Genomic DNA, 15,600 nt, shown 5'->3' with positions numbered 1-15,600 from the left:
ACCTCTCCCGTTTTTGCAGCCGGGGTGTACAAAATGGGGAAAAGGGCGCTTCTGCTCACCGTTGCCGAAGCACCCGCTCAAGCCCCGCCGCCACGCCGTCTTCTTCATGGGAGAGGGTGACGAAATCACAATTCGCTTTCAATTCGGGGGCGGCGTTGGCCATGGCGACGCGGCAGCCCGCCACCTCAAACATCGACAAATCGTTATGGCTGTCGCCAAAGGCGACCGTGTCGCGCACATCGATGCCGTAATGGGCGGCCAGCTGTTTGAGCGCCTCGCCTTTTGTCGCCCGTTCATTGTTCATCTCAATATTGTGCGGGTGCGACGAGGTGACCGTGACGCCACGGAGCGCGGCGAATCGCGACGCTGCATCACGCAGCCGCTCGCGGTCGAGGGCGAAAATCAGCAGCTTATACATCACCGTCTGCGGGTCGTCCCACACCGTGCGGATGTCATCGACATACATCACCCGCGCCTGCTGGAACTGCTTGTTCACGAGCCACTTCACCTCTGGCGCCGCATCGGCCATCCCGGAAGCGAGCGCCTCCCATTGGGCGCGGTTGTGCAGGCCGACATAGACCGCATCGCCCGTGTACGTCTCGCAATACAAATCGGACTGTTCGCGCACCCACTCAAGCGTCGGACGGACGATTGTCCGCTCGAGCGGCGCCTCGCTGATGACCGTGCCGTCTTCGAGCGAAACGACCGCGCCGTTTAAGCTGGCAATCGGGCAGATAATGCCCGCCTCGCGAAGCGGGGCGAGCGCGTCTTTGCGCGCCCTCCCTGTCACGACGGCGACGATGTGGCCCTGCGCCTGCGCTGCGGTGATGGCCGCCCGGTTTCGTTCACTGATTTTTCCTTCCCCGTTTAATAGCGTTCCGTCCATATCGAGTGCAATCAACATCTCTCATCCCTCTTTCTTTCGTCATGCCAAAAGCGGCTGGAAAAACGGTGTTCCGACAGAAGCAGGGGCTAGTGGAAAGTTGGAAATGTCCGCCCTCTTCTCTCCGCACGTCAGCGCCTGACTCCATCTGCTCTTGTTCTGCAACGCTTCCTTTTTATTCTGATAGCTGTCGGGTTCTTCGATCACAAACGGTGCGAACCATTGGCGCACTTCATCAGAACGAGGGGGATTTGTGCTCATCTTAACGCCCAGCTCACAAAAGTGGTGCTTGCCCTCCATTATAACAAACGAATGGAAAAATGGTGAAATGTTCTTCCTTCTCATAGTATAATAGATGAGAAAAATTCTCAACGAAAGCGAAGGGATCGATATGTGGATCGTGTATGCTTTGTTGGCGGCGGTGTTTGCGGCGCTGACATCGGTGCTGGCAAAAATCGGCATTGAAAACGTCAATTCGAACTTGGCGACCGCCATTCGCACCGCGGTTGTGCTTGTCCTTGCCTGGGCCATCGTGTGGATGACCGGCGCCCATCACGGTATGAAAGCCATTTCTGCGAAAAGCTGGTGGTTTTTATGTTTGTCCGGGGCGGCGACCGGATTGTCATGGCTTTGTTTTTACAAAGCGATCCAAATCGGTGATGTGTCCCGCGTCTCGGCCATTGACAAATCGAGCTTGGTGCTGACGATTTTGTTTGCGGCGATGTTTCTCGGTGAACCGCTCTCCGCGAAGGTCGTGATCGGGGTGCTGCTCATCACCGCGGGGACGTTGGTTATGATGTTGTAGCCAGCTGCCATCCTGGGCGGCTGGCCTGCTTCTGACCGTTTCCCGCCATTCGGCAATACGCTGATCCGTGAATGAATCCATAGCGCCAGCTGAACATTAGCGCCCAGCTAGCTCAACGGTCGCCAACAACCATGCCGATCATGGGTCCGCTTTTGTGTCACCGGCAATCCAAAAGCAAGAGCAGTTCTTCTGTTTATCCGATTGTATCTAGCACCACGAGTTTGCATAACATCCCCCTAATCAAATTGACGGAACAAGCAAAAAGATGATATCATGAACTGAATGAACCAAAAACCCGTTTTCGCCTTCCCACCTATGAGATACAGAAAACGGCACTTTGGGGATGAATTTGAATCAACGTTCTTCGTTGCGATAGATGGTGAGTGGAAAGGAAGGCTGCACCGCTGCTGATCGGACGGAGAGTAACTGGAAGGAGATATGGAATGAACGATTTTCACCCGTTCGGCTGGTATGCGGCGAAAATTTCCCCGCATTTGCCGAAAAAAGCGTTTCAACCCGTGAAGTCCCGCTTGTTTGGAGGTTTGGCTTATGTAGGGCTCGTCATCGCCGGCATCCTCGCTGTATCACTTTTTCATCTTCACCCGGTATGGAACCTCCTCATCTCTGTTGTGCTTGGTTTCAGTTTTGCCGCGTTAGGATTTTTAGGACATGAAATTTTGCACGGCACCGTCGTCCGTACACCTTGGCTGCGCGATCTTCTCGGCGCAATCGCGTTTTGGCCGCTTTGCACCGGTCCGAAGTTGTGGAGAAAATGGCATAACGCCAGCCACCATGTGCATACCCAGCATGAAGAAAAAGACCCGGACGCGTGGCCAAGCATGGAGAAATTAGCGAAAAGCCGCCTGCTCTCTTGGGTATACCGCATCCCGTTTCCGATTCGCGCGTTTTTCTCGTTTAGTTCCTTGTCGGTGATGTTTACCCTTCATTCGGTGCGGATGCTGTTTTACTTTTTCCACGACTTTCGCTGGAAAAACCGCGCGGTTGTCCTATTTCAATTTTTCTTGCCTTGGGCGACATGGCTCGGGCTGTTATGGCTTGTCGGCTGGGAAAAATGGCTGTTCGCCTTTTTGCTTCCGCTGCTTGTCGCCAACACGATCGTCATGAGCTATATCGCAACCAACCATCGTCTCAATCCGTTAGTGCCGGTCAACGATCCGTTGGCGAATAGTTTGTCGGTCACCGTGCCAAAGTGGGTGGATATCCTCCACTTCCACTTTTCGCACCATACTGAACATCATCTCTTTCCTGCGATGAGCTCGAAGTACTACCCGCTCGTGAAAACATACATCAAACAAATGTGGCCCGACCGCTACCACGAAATGCCGATGGGAAAAGCGTTGGCCGCCCTTTGGAAAACGCCGCGCGTCTACTACGAGCACAACGAGCTCATCGAGCCGAAGCAAGGCCATGTGTACGGCACGCTCGGCAATGGGCTCAACCCCGACCGGATTGTGCATCGCGAGCTGGAAACGGAAAAACAGCCGCGCGCAGCCAAAAAACGGGCAAAAACAAAAAAAGCAGCGGGGCAAGAGAATTTGTAGAAAGGATGGGCTTTGCGGCCGTCCGCCTCCTATGTGGATCAAATAGCGGCGAAGAGGGGAAAAGAGCGCTTTTCTTTCGGCAAACCTGCGTTTCCGTTTATATGTGCACAACCAAAAGGTGCCCCGTCTGTGGGTAACGGGTTCCGTTTTCGGGTGCAAAATAAAAAATTGACATGTAAAATGACGTGCCAAATGACAACCATTCTGGTACGTCATTTTTTATTGTTATAACAGCATTTATTTCAATTTTTATTAAAAATGACACTGTTTTTGGAAGGAAATGTTTAAGGAATGTAGAAGATGGAAATAATTTATGAAGAGAGGTTGACCTTTGCCAATTGATATGTCAATTTCATTGCCATTTTCAATGTCATTTGAAGGAGGGCATTTTTAATGCAATATATCAAACCGAAAGAAAAACTAGACGTTAAACCCAATTGGTCCGTATCTGAACAAACGAAAAATATCGTAAAATATTATGCACAATACACAGGTTACACCGAAGATGAAGTCGTTGATATGTTCTTAAAAAATCTTCGGGATGACCCTGGATTTATAGAATGGCTAAAAAATAAACGGCGTAATAAACGAGCTATCTCCCAAATTTTTTCGGATACCGATGAGGAGGAAGAAATGATTGGCTAAACTGAAACGATTAGCAACAATGAATGACCAAATTGTAACCATCGACCTACCCATTACAGATATGGAAATAAATTCGCGACAGAAAGACTATTCCCTGCTAAGTCGTATCGATTTTGCTAAAAAATATCGGGATGTTCTTTTTAGACCTGTGAAAGTCAATTACAACGGTCAGACATTTGAAATCCAAATGAACACTTGTACCAATCCATTTTGTAAATGGTTCGGTTTGCCTCAAGAAAGATTTGAAAATGCCAGATATAAACCAAGCAGATACAAAATGAGCGGTAGCGGCAAACATGCCAGTCAACGTTTTGTGTGTAACTCAGACCCTATCCGACCACATATTGGGGTAACATGGAATTGTACAACAGAACCTTATTCCAATTGGTCTGTTGCAGAAGAAATCAAACGATTAGCGACCAACGATAAAGTAAAAGATTGGGAACCTGATTACCAATTTCATCGTGATGGTTGTTTAAAAAGTAGTGTCACCCCATTTACTCATCCGAGTGAATTTTATCGAAGAGGAAAAAGCAGCGGAAAATCGCAAAAATGGCAATGTAAAACGTGTAGAAAAATCGCGAATGTTCTTCCCAATCGTGAAGAAACATTTCGGTATCATCAAAAAAGGAATGACATCTTGCCGATATTTGCAAAACAAATCATCAATCGAATTCCTGTTAAACGTACATGTGAAATCCTTCAAATCGGTTCTCAAACGTATTACCAAAAACTTGAGTGGCTGTATAGAAGATGTTTGGAATTTTTGGAACGACATGAAACACAAGCTTTTGAAAAGAAGTCATTTCAGTATATGTGGTTAAATACCGATAAAATGATTTATTTTTTAAACAATGTCCGTAAAAAGGGTGAAGCAAACGGGAGATACAACAACTTAGAGGATAAACATTTTCCTACCCATATCGTTGTAACGAGTGAAGTATTTTCGAGATATGTCTTTAGGTCGGATGTGGCATATGATTGGAATATTTCACTTGAAGATGTTGAAAAAGATACATGGTTATATAAAGAAGACTGCTTATATGAATATGCTCGAAAGAACGCGAGATTGCGTTTTTCTTACGCACCATCGCCGCCATCACCAAACGACACACCGTTAGACATTCAATATCGAAATGAATTTGAAAGAAGAAAAAATACATTGATGGATGTCATGTAAATTCGACATACACAACAATGGCACATTTATGGTTAATCAAACAAATGGTAAATGCAAGCGAATGGAGGTTTATTACCGATGAAGATTATTCGATTATGACTTCCCTTTTTCGTGTATTTTCAAAAGAAATTCGTTTGGGAGACGCTCATCACTTTCTTTGTAAAATCGACCGTTCCAAAAGCATAACGGATGCATTTAACGAAGCACAGCAAGCAAGAATGGATTTAAGAGCTTGGGGAATTAGTAAAGGATATGTGGGAGAAAGTTTATCCAAACTTGCTTTTTTAAAATTAGAGGAGATATTTCAAACTCACCAATTTCATGAGACGGTCCATATCAATGGAAAATATCATCGGAAATGGGCGAAAAATCCGATTGAACATCCCCTGCCTTCTGTTGACCAAGGAAGTCGGATGGTTGATTGTACAACCGATTTATCTTCTTACGAACCAAAAGATATTGCAAATATGGTTCTCAACGTGAACGACCATTCTGTCAATGCGTTTATGCAACAAATTCGCCGTAGGATTTCGATATTAGAAAGACCTCTTGTAACAGCAAGAGGAGATGGGAAAAGTTATATTTATTCCAACTGTAATCCGAAATACGCTCAATATGCGTTAACGATTCTTCGCACATTTTATAATTTTTGTCTGCCTTATAAATCATTTGATGATAAGAAACTGACACCTGCACAAAGACTTGGAATGACCGACCGACAATTCACCATGAATGACATCATTTATTTTAAGTAAATCGCCCTATGGATATTAGGGTGATTTTTTAAAGGGAATTTGGTATTTAATGTTAAATATATATTAAATAGCTCTGTTGATATTATGGGTTCTGTTAATTTTTTTAATACGAAACTCTAAAAGATAAATTAGCGTCTAATTAGAAAAGGGGGTAATCATTTGAAAATTAAGGCTTTATTTTCTTTAATGATAGTGTTTTTGTTTGTAGTAACGGGATGTGCAAGTGAAATAAAAAACAAAGAACAAAAAATTGTGGTTTTTGGTGATGAAGGTTCTAAAGAAATCACTGATAATAAAAAAGTTTCACAGTTAAATAAAATACTAAATAATATTGATTGGGAAAATGCCGAAGTGCAAATGGCACGTTTACCAGATTATAGCTTTCAAATTGTTGCTAAAGATGAATCCATTGAAGCAAAAGCGGTAACTTATGATGTTTGGATTAGCCCTAATAAAGACAAATTTGAAATTGTTAAAAGAGATGGTCAATATGCTCAATTAACAAAAGAAAGCTCAGCTCTCTTGTTTGAGATTATGACAGGAGGGAAATTGGCTGATTTAAAATAATTTAGTCATTGTATTAACGAGATTAGTTCAATAAATAAAGAAACAAACTTACCACTTTATTCATCTTTTATAAATGAAGATAGGAGCATTCCCGTTAGGAGCTTTTCCGGGGACTTGATCAAAAAAAGCCCTCTTGGTATGATACAGGGGTGTCAACCACATCACTCACCATACCAAGGAGGACTTCAGATGAATTGTACACAAAACTATAAAATTGATCAAGTAACCGAACAAACGCTTGTCGTGGGTATTGATATCGCGAAACGAACCCACTACGCCTGCTTCGTGGATGACCGGGGGCGCGTGCTTCGCAAATCGTTCCCGATCTTCCAGTCGAAAGAGGGGTTTCAACAGCTGTATAAAGCGATTCAGGGGGCGATGCAAGCGTTCGGGAAGTCAGAGGTGATCGTCGCCGTGGAGCCGACCGGGCACTACTGGTTGAACCTGGCCTACTTCCTCGAGGAGCACGGGATCCCGTTGGTCATGGTCAACCCGGCGCATGTGTGCCGGTCGAAAGAACTTGATGACAACCTGCCGACGAAACACGACGCCAAAGACGCCCTGGTCATTGCCAGACTGGCAAAAGACGGACGATTCCTCGTTCCCCGGCTGCTGCACGAGATTGAAGCCGATTTGCGCGTGGGGAGCACGCTCAAAGAGAAGCTCCGCAAGGAACAGACGGCGGTGAAAAACGCGATCGTCCGCTGGACGGATCGGTATTTTCCAGAGTTTTGGACCGTGTTTCGTGACTTGGGGAAAACGGCGCTTTCGGTGTTGGAGTGGACGCCGCTTCCGGCTGATATGGCCGGCCGGACGGTGGAGGAGCTTCTTGAGGTGTACCGGCAAAGCGAAGGGATGAAATGCCCGCAGAAGGCCAAAATTCAGGCGTTGATCAACACCGCGAAGGACTCGATTGGGGTGACGGAAGGGACAGCGATGGCCCGGTTTGAGATCGCCGCGCTCGTCCGCCGATACCGCCAATTGGAGGCGGAGATCGCTGCACTGGACGCCGAGTTGAAGGCATTGGTTCAAACGACGATGGAGTACCAATGGTTGAAAACGGTCGACGGGTTGGGAGACGCCACGATCATCGATCTGCTGGCGGAGATCGGCAGCTTCGCCCATTATCGGGACCCGCGCCAATTGGTGAAGTTGGCGGGCCTGACGCTCAAGGAGAACTCCTCCGGCCAGCGCAAAGGGCAAAAGCACATCTCCAAACGGGGACGGAAACGGTTGCGCTCGGTGCTGTTTCGGGCGATGATTCCGCTGATTCGGCATAACGAGGCGTTTCGCGAGCTGCATGAGTATTATACGACCCGATCCGTCAATCCGCTGACCGGAAAGCAGTCCATCGTCGCCTTGTGCCGGAAGCTGTTGAATGTGCTGTTTGCGATTTGTACGAAGAAACAAGCGTTTGACGCGGAGCGAATGAAACAGGACGTCTTGTCCCAGGTGCAACGGGCGGCCTAAGGCCTCCCCCCTGCGAACGGAAGAATCGTTGGACAACGAGATGACACCGGAGAAGCTGGCGTGATTTCATCGATTCGACCTTGAGTCCCTAAAGGAGCTTGGCCGGCCTCCGCCTGATGACGAGACCGAACGAGGGAATGTTGGCGCGAAGACGCCCGGAGACATGGGAGGGTTCGTCCTCATCAGCGACGCGGAGATCCAAAGGGTGCATCGAATATGCTTCCCCCCGCGGCAGGAAAATATAACCAGACGTGGCCGCGAAGCGCACCCTAGGTCTGTAAGATATCCACAAAACTGAAAAAGGATGTAAGGGATTTTGTCGAAAAATATTTTTTGGACACCCCTGAGAGGCCGAAAAGCCTTGATAGATCAACATTTCTAGAGGGAGGGAGAAACGTTGAAACAATTTATTTCTTGTATTTTTTTATTTTTGCTTCTTTTGGTGGGATGTTCGAATAATGTAGAGAAATCTAAAGAAGAAAAATGGGAAGTTAGTCCAACGTTCTCTACGGACTATGGTGAAATGTTTGGTAAGGAAGGAAAAATAGGCATCATCGGTGGTGAAGTAAAAGCAGGAAAAGGACAAAAGTGGATGTGGCATTTTTGGGGTTCGGAGGATATTTCTTATAAAGAATGGGAAGTAAAGGCTGTTCACCAAGATACCAATAAAGAAATCAATCCAATCCTGTTTAAAGATGAAAAGTTAACGCCGAAAGATAAAGAAATTCAAGGACATGCTCGTTCACAAGTATCTTTCCCTTCGCCAGGACTGTGGAAAATTAAAGTGTTTATCGACAATAAATTTTTTGATGAATTTGTTGTTGAGGTTAAGAACTAAACATTTCTTTAATTAATGGGAATCTTCAGTTCAATAAGAAACACTAATAAGTATTAAAAACGCTCAGAATGAAAATCTGAGCGTTTTTCTTTGCGATTTATATTGTTATTTTTGTTTAAATGTATTGCTAATTACCTTGCTATTTGATGTATTATTTAACATTTTCCCTTCCTAATGTGAATCCGTTAGCAATTACCCTGCTTTTTAATTTAATTGAATGCTAATTGATTTGTCAAAAATAGTGTCATTTTCGACCATTTTTTTGTTTTTGCACCTCAAAACGGAACCCTTTAGTCTGTGGGACACCTTTTTCCTTTTCACTGACGGCATTGGTCAATGCAAGCGACCAACCTTTTCTCAATATCTTCCGCGATTTCCTTCAACGCCGGCTCGTTCACCATGCCAACAAGCATTGTCGGCTTCGGCATGCCGATTTTCGTTGTGCCGTTCTCTTGATAGACAACGAGTTTACACGGCAAAAAATAACCGACCAACAAGTTTTCATTTAACACCCGCGCCGCTTCTTGCGGGTTGCACACTTCCAAAATGACCATCGGCGTGGAAAAATCAAGCCCCTTTTCTTGCAGCTTCTCGGTTACGCTAAACTGCCAGAGCACGCCAAATCCTTCTTGTTTCAAGTTCTCTTCCAAATGCTCGATCGTTTCGCCCATGTCTGTTGGCACGTCAACCGTGTAATGGAACATCGCTCCTTCTTCCCTTCGTTATGTTTTCCCGTTGTTTAGCATGCCCAAATCGATCGCTCACCATCACGCAGAAAACGGACGGCGACACATGATCAGTTCCAGCGTTCACATGTCTTTTCCCGTGACCCGTCGCCTTTCAAGCGCTTCGATCATAAAATATCCACCCAAATTTTCACTGCTGTCGCCAAAATCAATACTGCCAAGATCACCTGCAACACTTTCGTATTCATCTTTTGTCCGGCTTTCGCCCCGAGCGGTGAGGCAAGCAAACTTGCGATGATCATGATGAACGCTGGAACGTAATCGACTTGGCCGGTGGTGATTTTCCCGAACGTCGAGCCGATCGAGGAAATGAACGTCACCGCCAAAGAAGTAGCGATCGTCATTCGAGTCGGAATTTTCAAGACGACGAGCATAACGGGCACAAGTAGAAATGCCCCCGCCGCCCCGACGATGCCGGACCCGACGCCGATCAGAAACGCCAAGACGGCCGCCAGCCATTTGTTGAATGTCACTTGGTCGAGCGGAATGTCATCGATCCCTTTTTTTGGAACAAACATCATGATCGCTGCCAACGCCGCCAGCACGCCGTAGACAACGTTAATCGCTCCTTCACTCATTAGCTTCGAGCCATAGCCGCCGACGAAACTGCCGATGAAAATGCTTGCCCCCATATACAAAATGAGCGATTTATTCAAGTAGCCGCCCTTCCGGTACGCCCATACGCCGCCGATCGTGGCGAAAAACACTTGCACGGCGCTGATCCCCGACACTTCATGGGCGCTGAACGCCGCCAGCCCAAACAACGGCGGGAGGTATAGCAGCATCGGATATTTAATAATGGATCCGCCAATGCCGACCATACCGGAAATAAAGGAGCCGATAAAGCCGATCAAAAAGATGACAATGATAAACTGAAGCGATATGTCCACCTTTTACGCCTCCTCTCTTGATCTTTATTGAAAAACGAGGGGGATCTGTTCAGCACATCCCCCTCTACCTAAGCAACCGCTCATTAGGCATGAGTATGATGCAGCGCGCAGCGGTTCGGGCCGATCTCAAGCTCTCGTTGTGTTTCGATATCCACCGTTTTGAGACCGCGGTTGATGGCGACAATGTCTTCGAAGTTCGGCGGGGTTTCCGTTTTGGCGCTTTGGATGACAAGATCGATAAATTCGTCTTTTGGTTTGTTTTGCATCATCTCATTGCGGGCGCGGATACGGCCTAACGCATCGCCGACATACCCCTCCGCGTTGATTTCTTCGTCTAAGTTCGCGTAGTGCGCCGGCAAGACGATGACATCATCAGCCATGGCTGTGACTTTTTCATATACGGTGTGATACAAATCTTCTGCCCATTCGGCCACTTTGCCGCCAAGGTCCGGACGCCCGAGACCGCCGACAAAAATCGTGTCACCTGAGAACAACCATTTTCCGTTGACGAAGAACGAGACGCTGCCCGGCGTATGGCCCGGCGTTTTCACTGCCAGCACTTCAAGATGAACGTTTTCAAAGTCGATCGTTTCATGTTGCTCAAGCGGCTTGAAATCGAACACCGCCCCTTCGCTTTTCATCAAGTAATATGCTGCTCCCGTTCGTTCAGCCAGCGCTTTGCCGCCGGACAAATGATCGGCATGCAAGTGCGAATCCACGATATGCGTGATCGTTACCCCTTCTTGTTTGGCCACTTGTTCATACACATCGACAAACCGCAATGGATCGACGACAAGCGCTTCGCTTCCTGAGATGATCATATACGACAGGCATCCTTTGCCGACGCGGATGAATTGGTAAATTTTCAATTGATCATCTTCGTATACCTTCGCTTGATGGAGATGCTCGCTCCACGCCTGCATCCCGCCGGCGAGCGTATACACGTTGTCAAACCCGGCTTCTGCCAGCTGCTCAGCGACAAACGCCGCCGATCCGCCCTTCGCGCACACGACGACGATGTCTTGGTCTTTCGGAAGACGGTCGACAATCGAATCCACGCCGTCAATCAATTCGAAATACGGCACGTTCAAATACGCGAAGTTTTCCCCTTCGATTTTCCAATCGCGAAAATCGCTTTCATTGCGAACGTCCAAGATAAACAACGATGCTTTGTTTAACACCTTTTCCGTCATTTGTTGTACAGTCATTTCTTTCACCATGCCCATATACCCCCTAGTGTATATTAGTTTGTTGAAAAAGGCCGCTCAATTATGATTGAGCGGAATCAAGCGGCCCATTCCACTGCGACATGCCTGGAATGACGTTGCGCACACGGTCAAATCCGTTTTCGGCCAGCTTTTGTGCGGCCAAATCGCTCCGTGTCCCTGTGCGGCACACGACGTAAATCGTTTTGTCTTTCGGAAGCTCTGTCATTCGGCTGTCAAGATCCCCGAGCGGAATCGAAACCGCACCTGGAATATGGCCGAACGCATACTCCGCCGGTTCACGGACATCCAAGACGAACGAATCCGGATCGTGAAGTTTTTCTTGCAATTGTTCATTCGATACGACATGAGGGAATGCCGTTTCTTTGCGTGTTTCATTTTCCGCTGACTTGCGGATATAATGTTTCAAAACCCCATTTTCTTCAATTGTTCCTAAATATTGATGCCCTGTGCTTTCCGCCCATGCTTTAATATCGGCTTTGGATCCCTTATCCGTCGCCTGCACTTCCAGCACTTGACCCGGTTGCAATTCATTGATCGCCTTTTTCGTTCGAACGATCGGCATCGGGCAGGACAGTCCTTTCGCATCAACGGTCATATCAACTTTAATCATGAACGAATCCCTCCTTACAGCTTATTCGACAGGCCCTTCCCAGGCGAGCATGCCGCCTGTCATGTTGATGACGCGGTAACCGCGGCTGTCAAGAAACTCCGCGGCACGGCCGCTGCGGCCGCCGGAACGGCAGACGAGAATGTATTCCTCATTTTTGTCCAATTCATGCATGCGAAACTCGATCAAACCGAGCGGAATGTTGACCGCTCCCGGAATTTTTCCTGCGGCCACTTCATCCGGTTCGCGCACGTCAATGATCCGAAGTGGCTCTCCGGCGCGAAGCCGTTCTTCCACCTCTTTCGTTGTGATTGTTTTCATCGTCATCCTCCTCTACTGCCAAGCGCTTAAACCGCCTTTGACGTTCGTTACGTGCTGAAATCCCATTTTCTTTAATAATTTGCTCGCTTTTTGGCTTCTCATTCCGCTTTGACAAATGACCACCACTTCTTTTTCTTTCGATAGTTCGCGAGCACGTGCAGCCAATTCGTGCAGCGGAATGTTGCGAAAGCCCGGCAAGTGGAAAGAGCGAAACTCCATCGGAGTGCGCACGTCAATATATTGCACGCCAGGTTGTTTCAGCCGCCGTTTTAACTCCGCTGTCGTAATCATTTGCACACCTTTCGGCGGAATGAAACGACTGGCGAGAAACCAAGCAAGCAAAACGAACAACACGATGTTGATGATGGTTTGTGACATACCCTTCCCTCATTTTAAATAAATAAGTTCACATTTCCTTCCGAAGCATCAGCCAAATACGCAGCCACCCCCGCAAACTCAATGCCGTCGATCAATTCTTCCGGCTTCAGCCCCAGCAAATCGACCGTCATTTGACAGGCGACAAGCTTGACACCTTGCTCTTTCGCCATTTCGATCAACTGCGGAAGCGGCATGGCGTTATGCTTTTTGATCACCTTTTTGATCAACTTCGGGCCGATGCCGGCAAAATTCATGCGCGACAGCCCCATGCGGTCCGCGCCGCGCGGCATCATTTTCGCGAACATCTTTTCAAGAAACCCTTTTTGCACTGGAACCGACGCCTCTTTCCGCAAGGCGTTCAGCCCCCAGAACGTATGAAAGATCGTCACGTCATGGTCGTAGGCAGCGGCGCCGTTGGCGATGATGTAAGCCGCCATCGCCTTGTCATAGTCGCCGCTGAACAAAATGATCGTCGTCTTTTTCTTCGGCTGTGTCATCTGGCTGCCTCCTTCCCTTCATACCTGTATGGGTATAAAAATGTGCACACATTATCCTTTTTGGATCCAGAACATCAACACACCGTTGTCTTCTTTCATCTCAAGCACCGTATGGCCGCTCGCTTTCGCCCATGCCGGCAAATCGTTTTTCGCCCCTTTATCGGTCGTGTGCACCTCGAGCACTTGACCTGATTGCAATTCGTCCATCGCTTTTTTCGCTCTCACCACCGGCATCGGGCAAGCTAGTCCTTTGGCATCCAATACTTTTGCTACATTCATCATTGATGACCTCCTTGGTTAGATAAAGTTTATTACCATTACCCCTATGGGTATATTACTACAAGAAAAAGAACGTTGTCAACACCTTTTTGTTGAGCAACGCATTAACGGCTTTTGACCAATAGTTCGACGGCTTCTTTGACAAGATGATCTGCGTTTTCTCCTTTTTCCATGCTTTCCCGCAGGCAATGTTCCAAATTGGTGCTGACGATGACGGCAATGGCGCGATCAATGGCATTGCGCGCCGCCGACAGCTGGGAAACGACGCTCTTGCAGTCTTTGCCTTGTTCCATCATACCGAGGACGCCTTTAATTTGTCCTTCAATCCGTTTTAAGCGGTTTTTGATTTCTTTATTGTATTCCATCGGTTGGCTCGCCTCCTTGTTCGACAATCACAAGCCGCGATTGAGTAGCTTTTCACCTCATAACCGTAGCGGCGCAGCAGCCGAATGCCAATATTTTTTTCCACCACATCTTGAGCAACCACATGCAATGGCTGCCGCGGAATGGATGACAGCTGCCGTTTGATATAGGCAACAGGGATATGCAGTGCATGGCGAAACATACGGTCGTTGATTTCATTATAATCACGCAAATCGACAATAAGCAAGTGGTTCGACACTTGATCGACCGAAAGACACAAAACGCCTTTTACCGGACCGTAGCGCCGATACAGCGCTACGATGAACAAAGTGAGAAAAATCAGCAACAAACTGCCCCCAATCAATATCTCACCCTCCTCTTCTTTATCTATGCAAAGTGATTATATACCCCTAATAGTATATAATCAACAGGAATGTATTTCCAACCGTCTTGCTTTTCCACAAAAACCGCTGCAGGCAGGGAAACCTGTCATTTTTCTAGCGGGCTGGTGATTTACTCACGCAACCGCTTCTCGGAATCGTTTCCCAAGTAGAAAAAACTTGTTACATCAGCCTCTATGTTCACGCGTTCAATCATCGATCAAGACAAACAGCTGTTTTTCACCAACCTTCTAGGCTTCCAAAAAAGCTGGTGATGTAACGAAACGCGCTATTTTCCGACAATATTTATCAAATAGAGAAACTTTGTCACATCAGTTTTTTGTTCCTTGTAGTCCCCATGATTCACCGGCCTTTTACAAGACCGGTGATACCATGAAGAACGATGCTCAACAATCACCTTCTCAAATCAAGAAACGGATTGTTGCACCGCGTACTCGGTGCGACTATCCGCCCTCTGAAAAATCGGATTACGTCCAACGAATCAACAAGCCATAGACAGCTGGATGGAAACGGACAAGTTCCACATGCCCCGCTTTTTGTTTCATATAGGAAAGCAACTGATCGGACGGAATGCGCTCATGCAAGGGCGGTCCCATTTCGCTTTCTATCGCTTCCCATTCAATCAAAAGAAACGTCCCGTCCGGCTTCATCACACGGCGAATTTCATCAATGGCAGCATCTTTTTGCTCCACTTCATGAAAGACAAACGCCATGATACCTTTATCGATGGAGCGGGAAGGTAGCGACGTCGAAACGACATCCGCGACTTGGTATTGTATGTTCGTCATCCCTAGCTGTTGCGCCCGCTGCTTTAGCAATTCGATCATCTCAGGCTGCACGTCAACCGCATATACGTTTCCGTTTGTTGCTTGCGCCAACGGAATCGTGAAATAACCGTTCCCTGCCCCTAGATCCATAATCGTATCGTCCGGTTTCACTGACAACACCGAAACCGCCTTCTCCGGGTCGATCCATTCTTTGCGCTTCGGATCCAATAACCGTTCGGCATGTTCATGATGAAAACGATGCCCTGTCATTCGTTCCCCTCCGATTCCTGACTTTTCATTTTAATCGTATTCTCCATTTTCTCCTTCATCAACACAGGATCATAGCATTAAACAACTGCTGCGCGGTTTGGTTTCCAGAACTACGAAATCTCAATTGTTCAACCCGATGAAAAAAGC

General features: G+C 47.3%; 20 protein-coding genes. 8 read left to right on the top strand and 12 right to left on the bottom strand.

The genetic code is table 11. The features are described from left to right. Positions 1–55 precede the first annotated feature (55 nt). Entirely contained in the window at positions 56–904 is an 849-nt protein-coding gene (locus GS3922_RS06480) for a Cof-type HAD-IIB family hydrolase (RefSeq protein WP_011231545.1), read from the bottom strand. 370 nt (positions 905–1,274) lie between these two features. Between GS3922_RS06480 and GS3922_RS06470 the strand changes: the two genes are divergently transcribed. The 8 genes from GS3922_RS06470 (at position 1,275) to GS3922_RS06440 (ending at position 8,705) form a co-directional block, all read left to right on the top strand. Continuing rightward, positions 1,275–1,688 carry an EamA family transporter gene (locus GS3922_RS06470; protein WP_063167329.1) on the top strand — a complete coding sequence of 138 codons (414 nt, stop codon included), beginning with the start codon at positions 1,275–1,277 and terminating at the stop codon, positions 1,686–1,688. Between the two features lie 443 nt (positions 1,689–2,131). Continuing rightward, positions 2,132–3,250: a Delta(10) desaturase DesB gene (gene desB / locus GS3922_RS06465; protein ID WP_063165680.1), complete on the top strand. Its 1,119-nt coding sequence runs from the start codon at positions 2,132–2,134 to the stop codon at positions 3,248–3,250. Between the two features lie 393 nt (positions 3,251–3,643). After that, positions 3,644–3,895 carry a hypothetical protein gene (locus GS3922_RS06460; protein ID WP_063165679.1) on the top strand — a complete coding sequence of 84 codons (252 nt, stop codon included), beginning with the start codon at positions 3,644–3,646 and terminating at the stop codon, positions 3,893–3,895. After that, on the top strand, positions 3,888–5,075 hold the full coding sequence (locus GS3922_RS18135) for a hypothetical protein (RefSeq protein WP_225995622.1): 1,188 nt from the start codon (positions 3,888–3,890) through the stop codon (positions 5,073–5,075). Before GS3922_RS06460 ends, GS3922_RS18135 begins: the two co-directional genes overlap by 8 nt. 17 nt (positions 5,076–5,092) lie before the next feature. Continuing rightward, entirely contained in the window at positions 5,093–5,830 is a 738-nt protein-coding gene (locus tag GS3922_RS18130) for a hypothetical protein (protein ID WP_225995621.1), read from the top strand. A 159-nt stretch (positions 5,831–5,989) separates the two neighbouring features. After that, positions 5,990–6,397 carry a YhfM domain-containing protein gene (locus GS3922_RS06450; RefSeq protein ID WP_063165678.1) on the top strand — a complete coding sequence of 136 codons (408 nt, stop codon included), beginning with the start codon at positions 5,990–5,992 and terminating at the stop codon, positions 6,395–6,397. 189 nt (positions 6,398–6,586) lie between these two features. Then, positions 6,587–7,867 (top strand): IS110 family RNA-guided transposase, encoded by a 1,281-nt coding sequence (locus GS3922_RS06445; protein WP_012749092.1) that lies wholly within the window; start codon positions 6,587–6,589, stop codon positions 7,865–7,867. A 397-nt stretch (positions 7,868–8,264) separates the two neighbouring features. Then, complete coding sequence (locus GS3922_RS06440; RefSeq protein WP_063165677.1) at positions 8,265–8,705, top strand: DUF4871 domain-containing protein; 441 nt, start codon at positions 8,265–8,267, stop codon at positions 8,703–8,705. Between the two features lie 317 nt (positions 8,706–9,022). Here the strand turns inward: GS3922_RS06440 and GS3922_RS06435 are convergent, their stop codons facing one another. The 11 genes from GS3922_RS06435 to GS3922_RS06385 all read right to left on the bottom strand — a co-directional run bounded on the left by GS3922_RS06435 (position 9,023) and on the right by GS3922_RS06385 (position 15,453). Further along, entirely contained in the window at positions 9,023–9,409 is a 387-nt protein-coding gene (locus GS3922_RS06435; protein ID WP_011231549.1) for a DUF302 domain-containing protein, read from the bottom strand. 149 nt (positions 9,410–9,558) lie between these two features. Continuing rightward, a complete protein-coding gene (locus GS3922_RS06430) occupies positions 9,559–10,341 on the bottom strand; it encodes a sulfite exporter TauE/SafE family protein (protein ID WP_063165676.1) in 783 nt (260 codons plus the stop codon). Positions 10,342–10,424: 83 nt separating this feature from the next. After that, complete coding sequence (locus GS3922_RS06425; RefSeq protein ID WP_063165675.1) at positions 10,425–11,561, bottom strand: MBL fold metallo-hydrolase; 1,137 nt, start codon at positions 11,559–11,561, stop codon at positions 10,425–10,427. Between the two features lie 49 nt (positions 11,562–11,610). Then, positions 11,611–12,180 (bottom strand): sulfurtransferase TusA family protein, encoded by a 570-nt coding sequence (locus GS3922_RS06420; RefSeq protein ID WP_063165674.1) that lies wholly within the window; start codon positions 12,178–12,180, stop codon positions 11,611–11,613. Between the two features lie 21 nt (positions 12,181–12,201). Next, entirely contained in the window at positions 12,202–12,498 is a 297-nt protein-coding gene (locus GS3922_RS06415; protein ID WP_063165673.1) for a rhodanese-like domain-containing protein, read from the bottom strand. A 12-nt stretch (positions 12,499–12,510) separates the two neighbouring features. Beyond that, positions 12,511–12,876 carry a rhodanese-like domain-containing protein gene (locus GS3922_RS06410; protein WP_063165672.1) on the bottom strand — a complete coding sequence of 122 codons (366 nt, stop codon included), beginning with the start codon at positions 12,874–12,876 and terminating at the stop codon, positions 12,511–12,513. A 14-nt stretch (positions 12,877–12,890) separates the two neighbouring features. Further along, entirely contained in the window at positions 12,891–13,373 is a 483-nt protein-coding gene (locus tag GS3922_RS06405; protein ID WP_013145017.1) for a DsrE/DsrF/DrsH-like family protein, read from the bottom strand. Positions 13,374–13,424: 51 nt separating this feature from the next. Then, the gene (locus GS3922_RS06400; protein ID WP_047818515.1) at positions 13,425–13,652 is read right to left on the bottom strand and encodes a sulfurtransferase TusA family protein; all 228 of its coding nucleotides are present in this window, start codon (positions 13,650–13,652) and stop codon (positions 13,425–13,427) included. 104 nt (positions 13,653–13,756) lie between these two features. After that, on the bottom strand, positions 13,757–14,017 hold the full coding sequence (locus GS3922_RS06395; protein WP_063165671.1) for a metal-sensitive transcriptional regulator: 261 nt from the start codon (positions 14,015–14,017) through the stop codon (positions 13,757–13,759). Next, on the bottom strand, positions 13,984–14,379 hold the full coding sequence (locus GS3922_RS06390; RefSeq protein WP_063165670.1) for a rhodanese-like domain-containing protein: 396 nt from the start codon (positions 14,377–14,379) through the stop codon (positions 13,984–13,986). Before GS3922_RS06390 ends, GS3922_RS06395 begins: the two co-directional genes overlap by 34 nt. 504 nt (positions 14,380–14,883) lie before the next feature. After that, positions 14,884–15,453 carry a class I SAM-dependent methyltransferase gene (locus GS3922_RS06385; RefSeq protein WP_063165669.1) on the bottom strand — a complete coding sequence of 190 codons (570 nt, stop codon included), beginning with the start codon at positions 15,451–15,453 and terminating at the stop codon, positions 14,884–14,886. Positions 15,454–15,600: the final 147 nt, after the last annotated feature.

This window comes from Geobacillus subterraneus, from assembly GCF_001618685.1.
In the GTDB taxonomy this organism is placed as follows: Bacteria; Bacillota; Bacilli; order Bacillales; family Anoxybacillaceae; genus Geobacillus; species Geobacillus subterraneus.
Note: the sequence above shows the minus strand (reverse complement) of the source record. Positions and strands in the feature narration are given on the sequence as shown.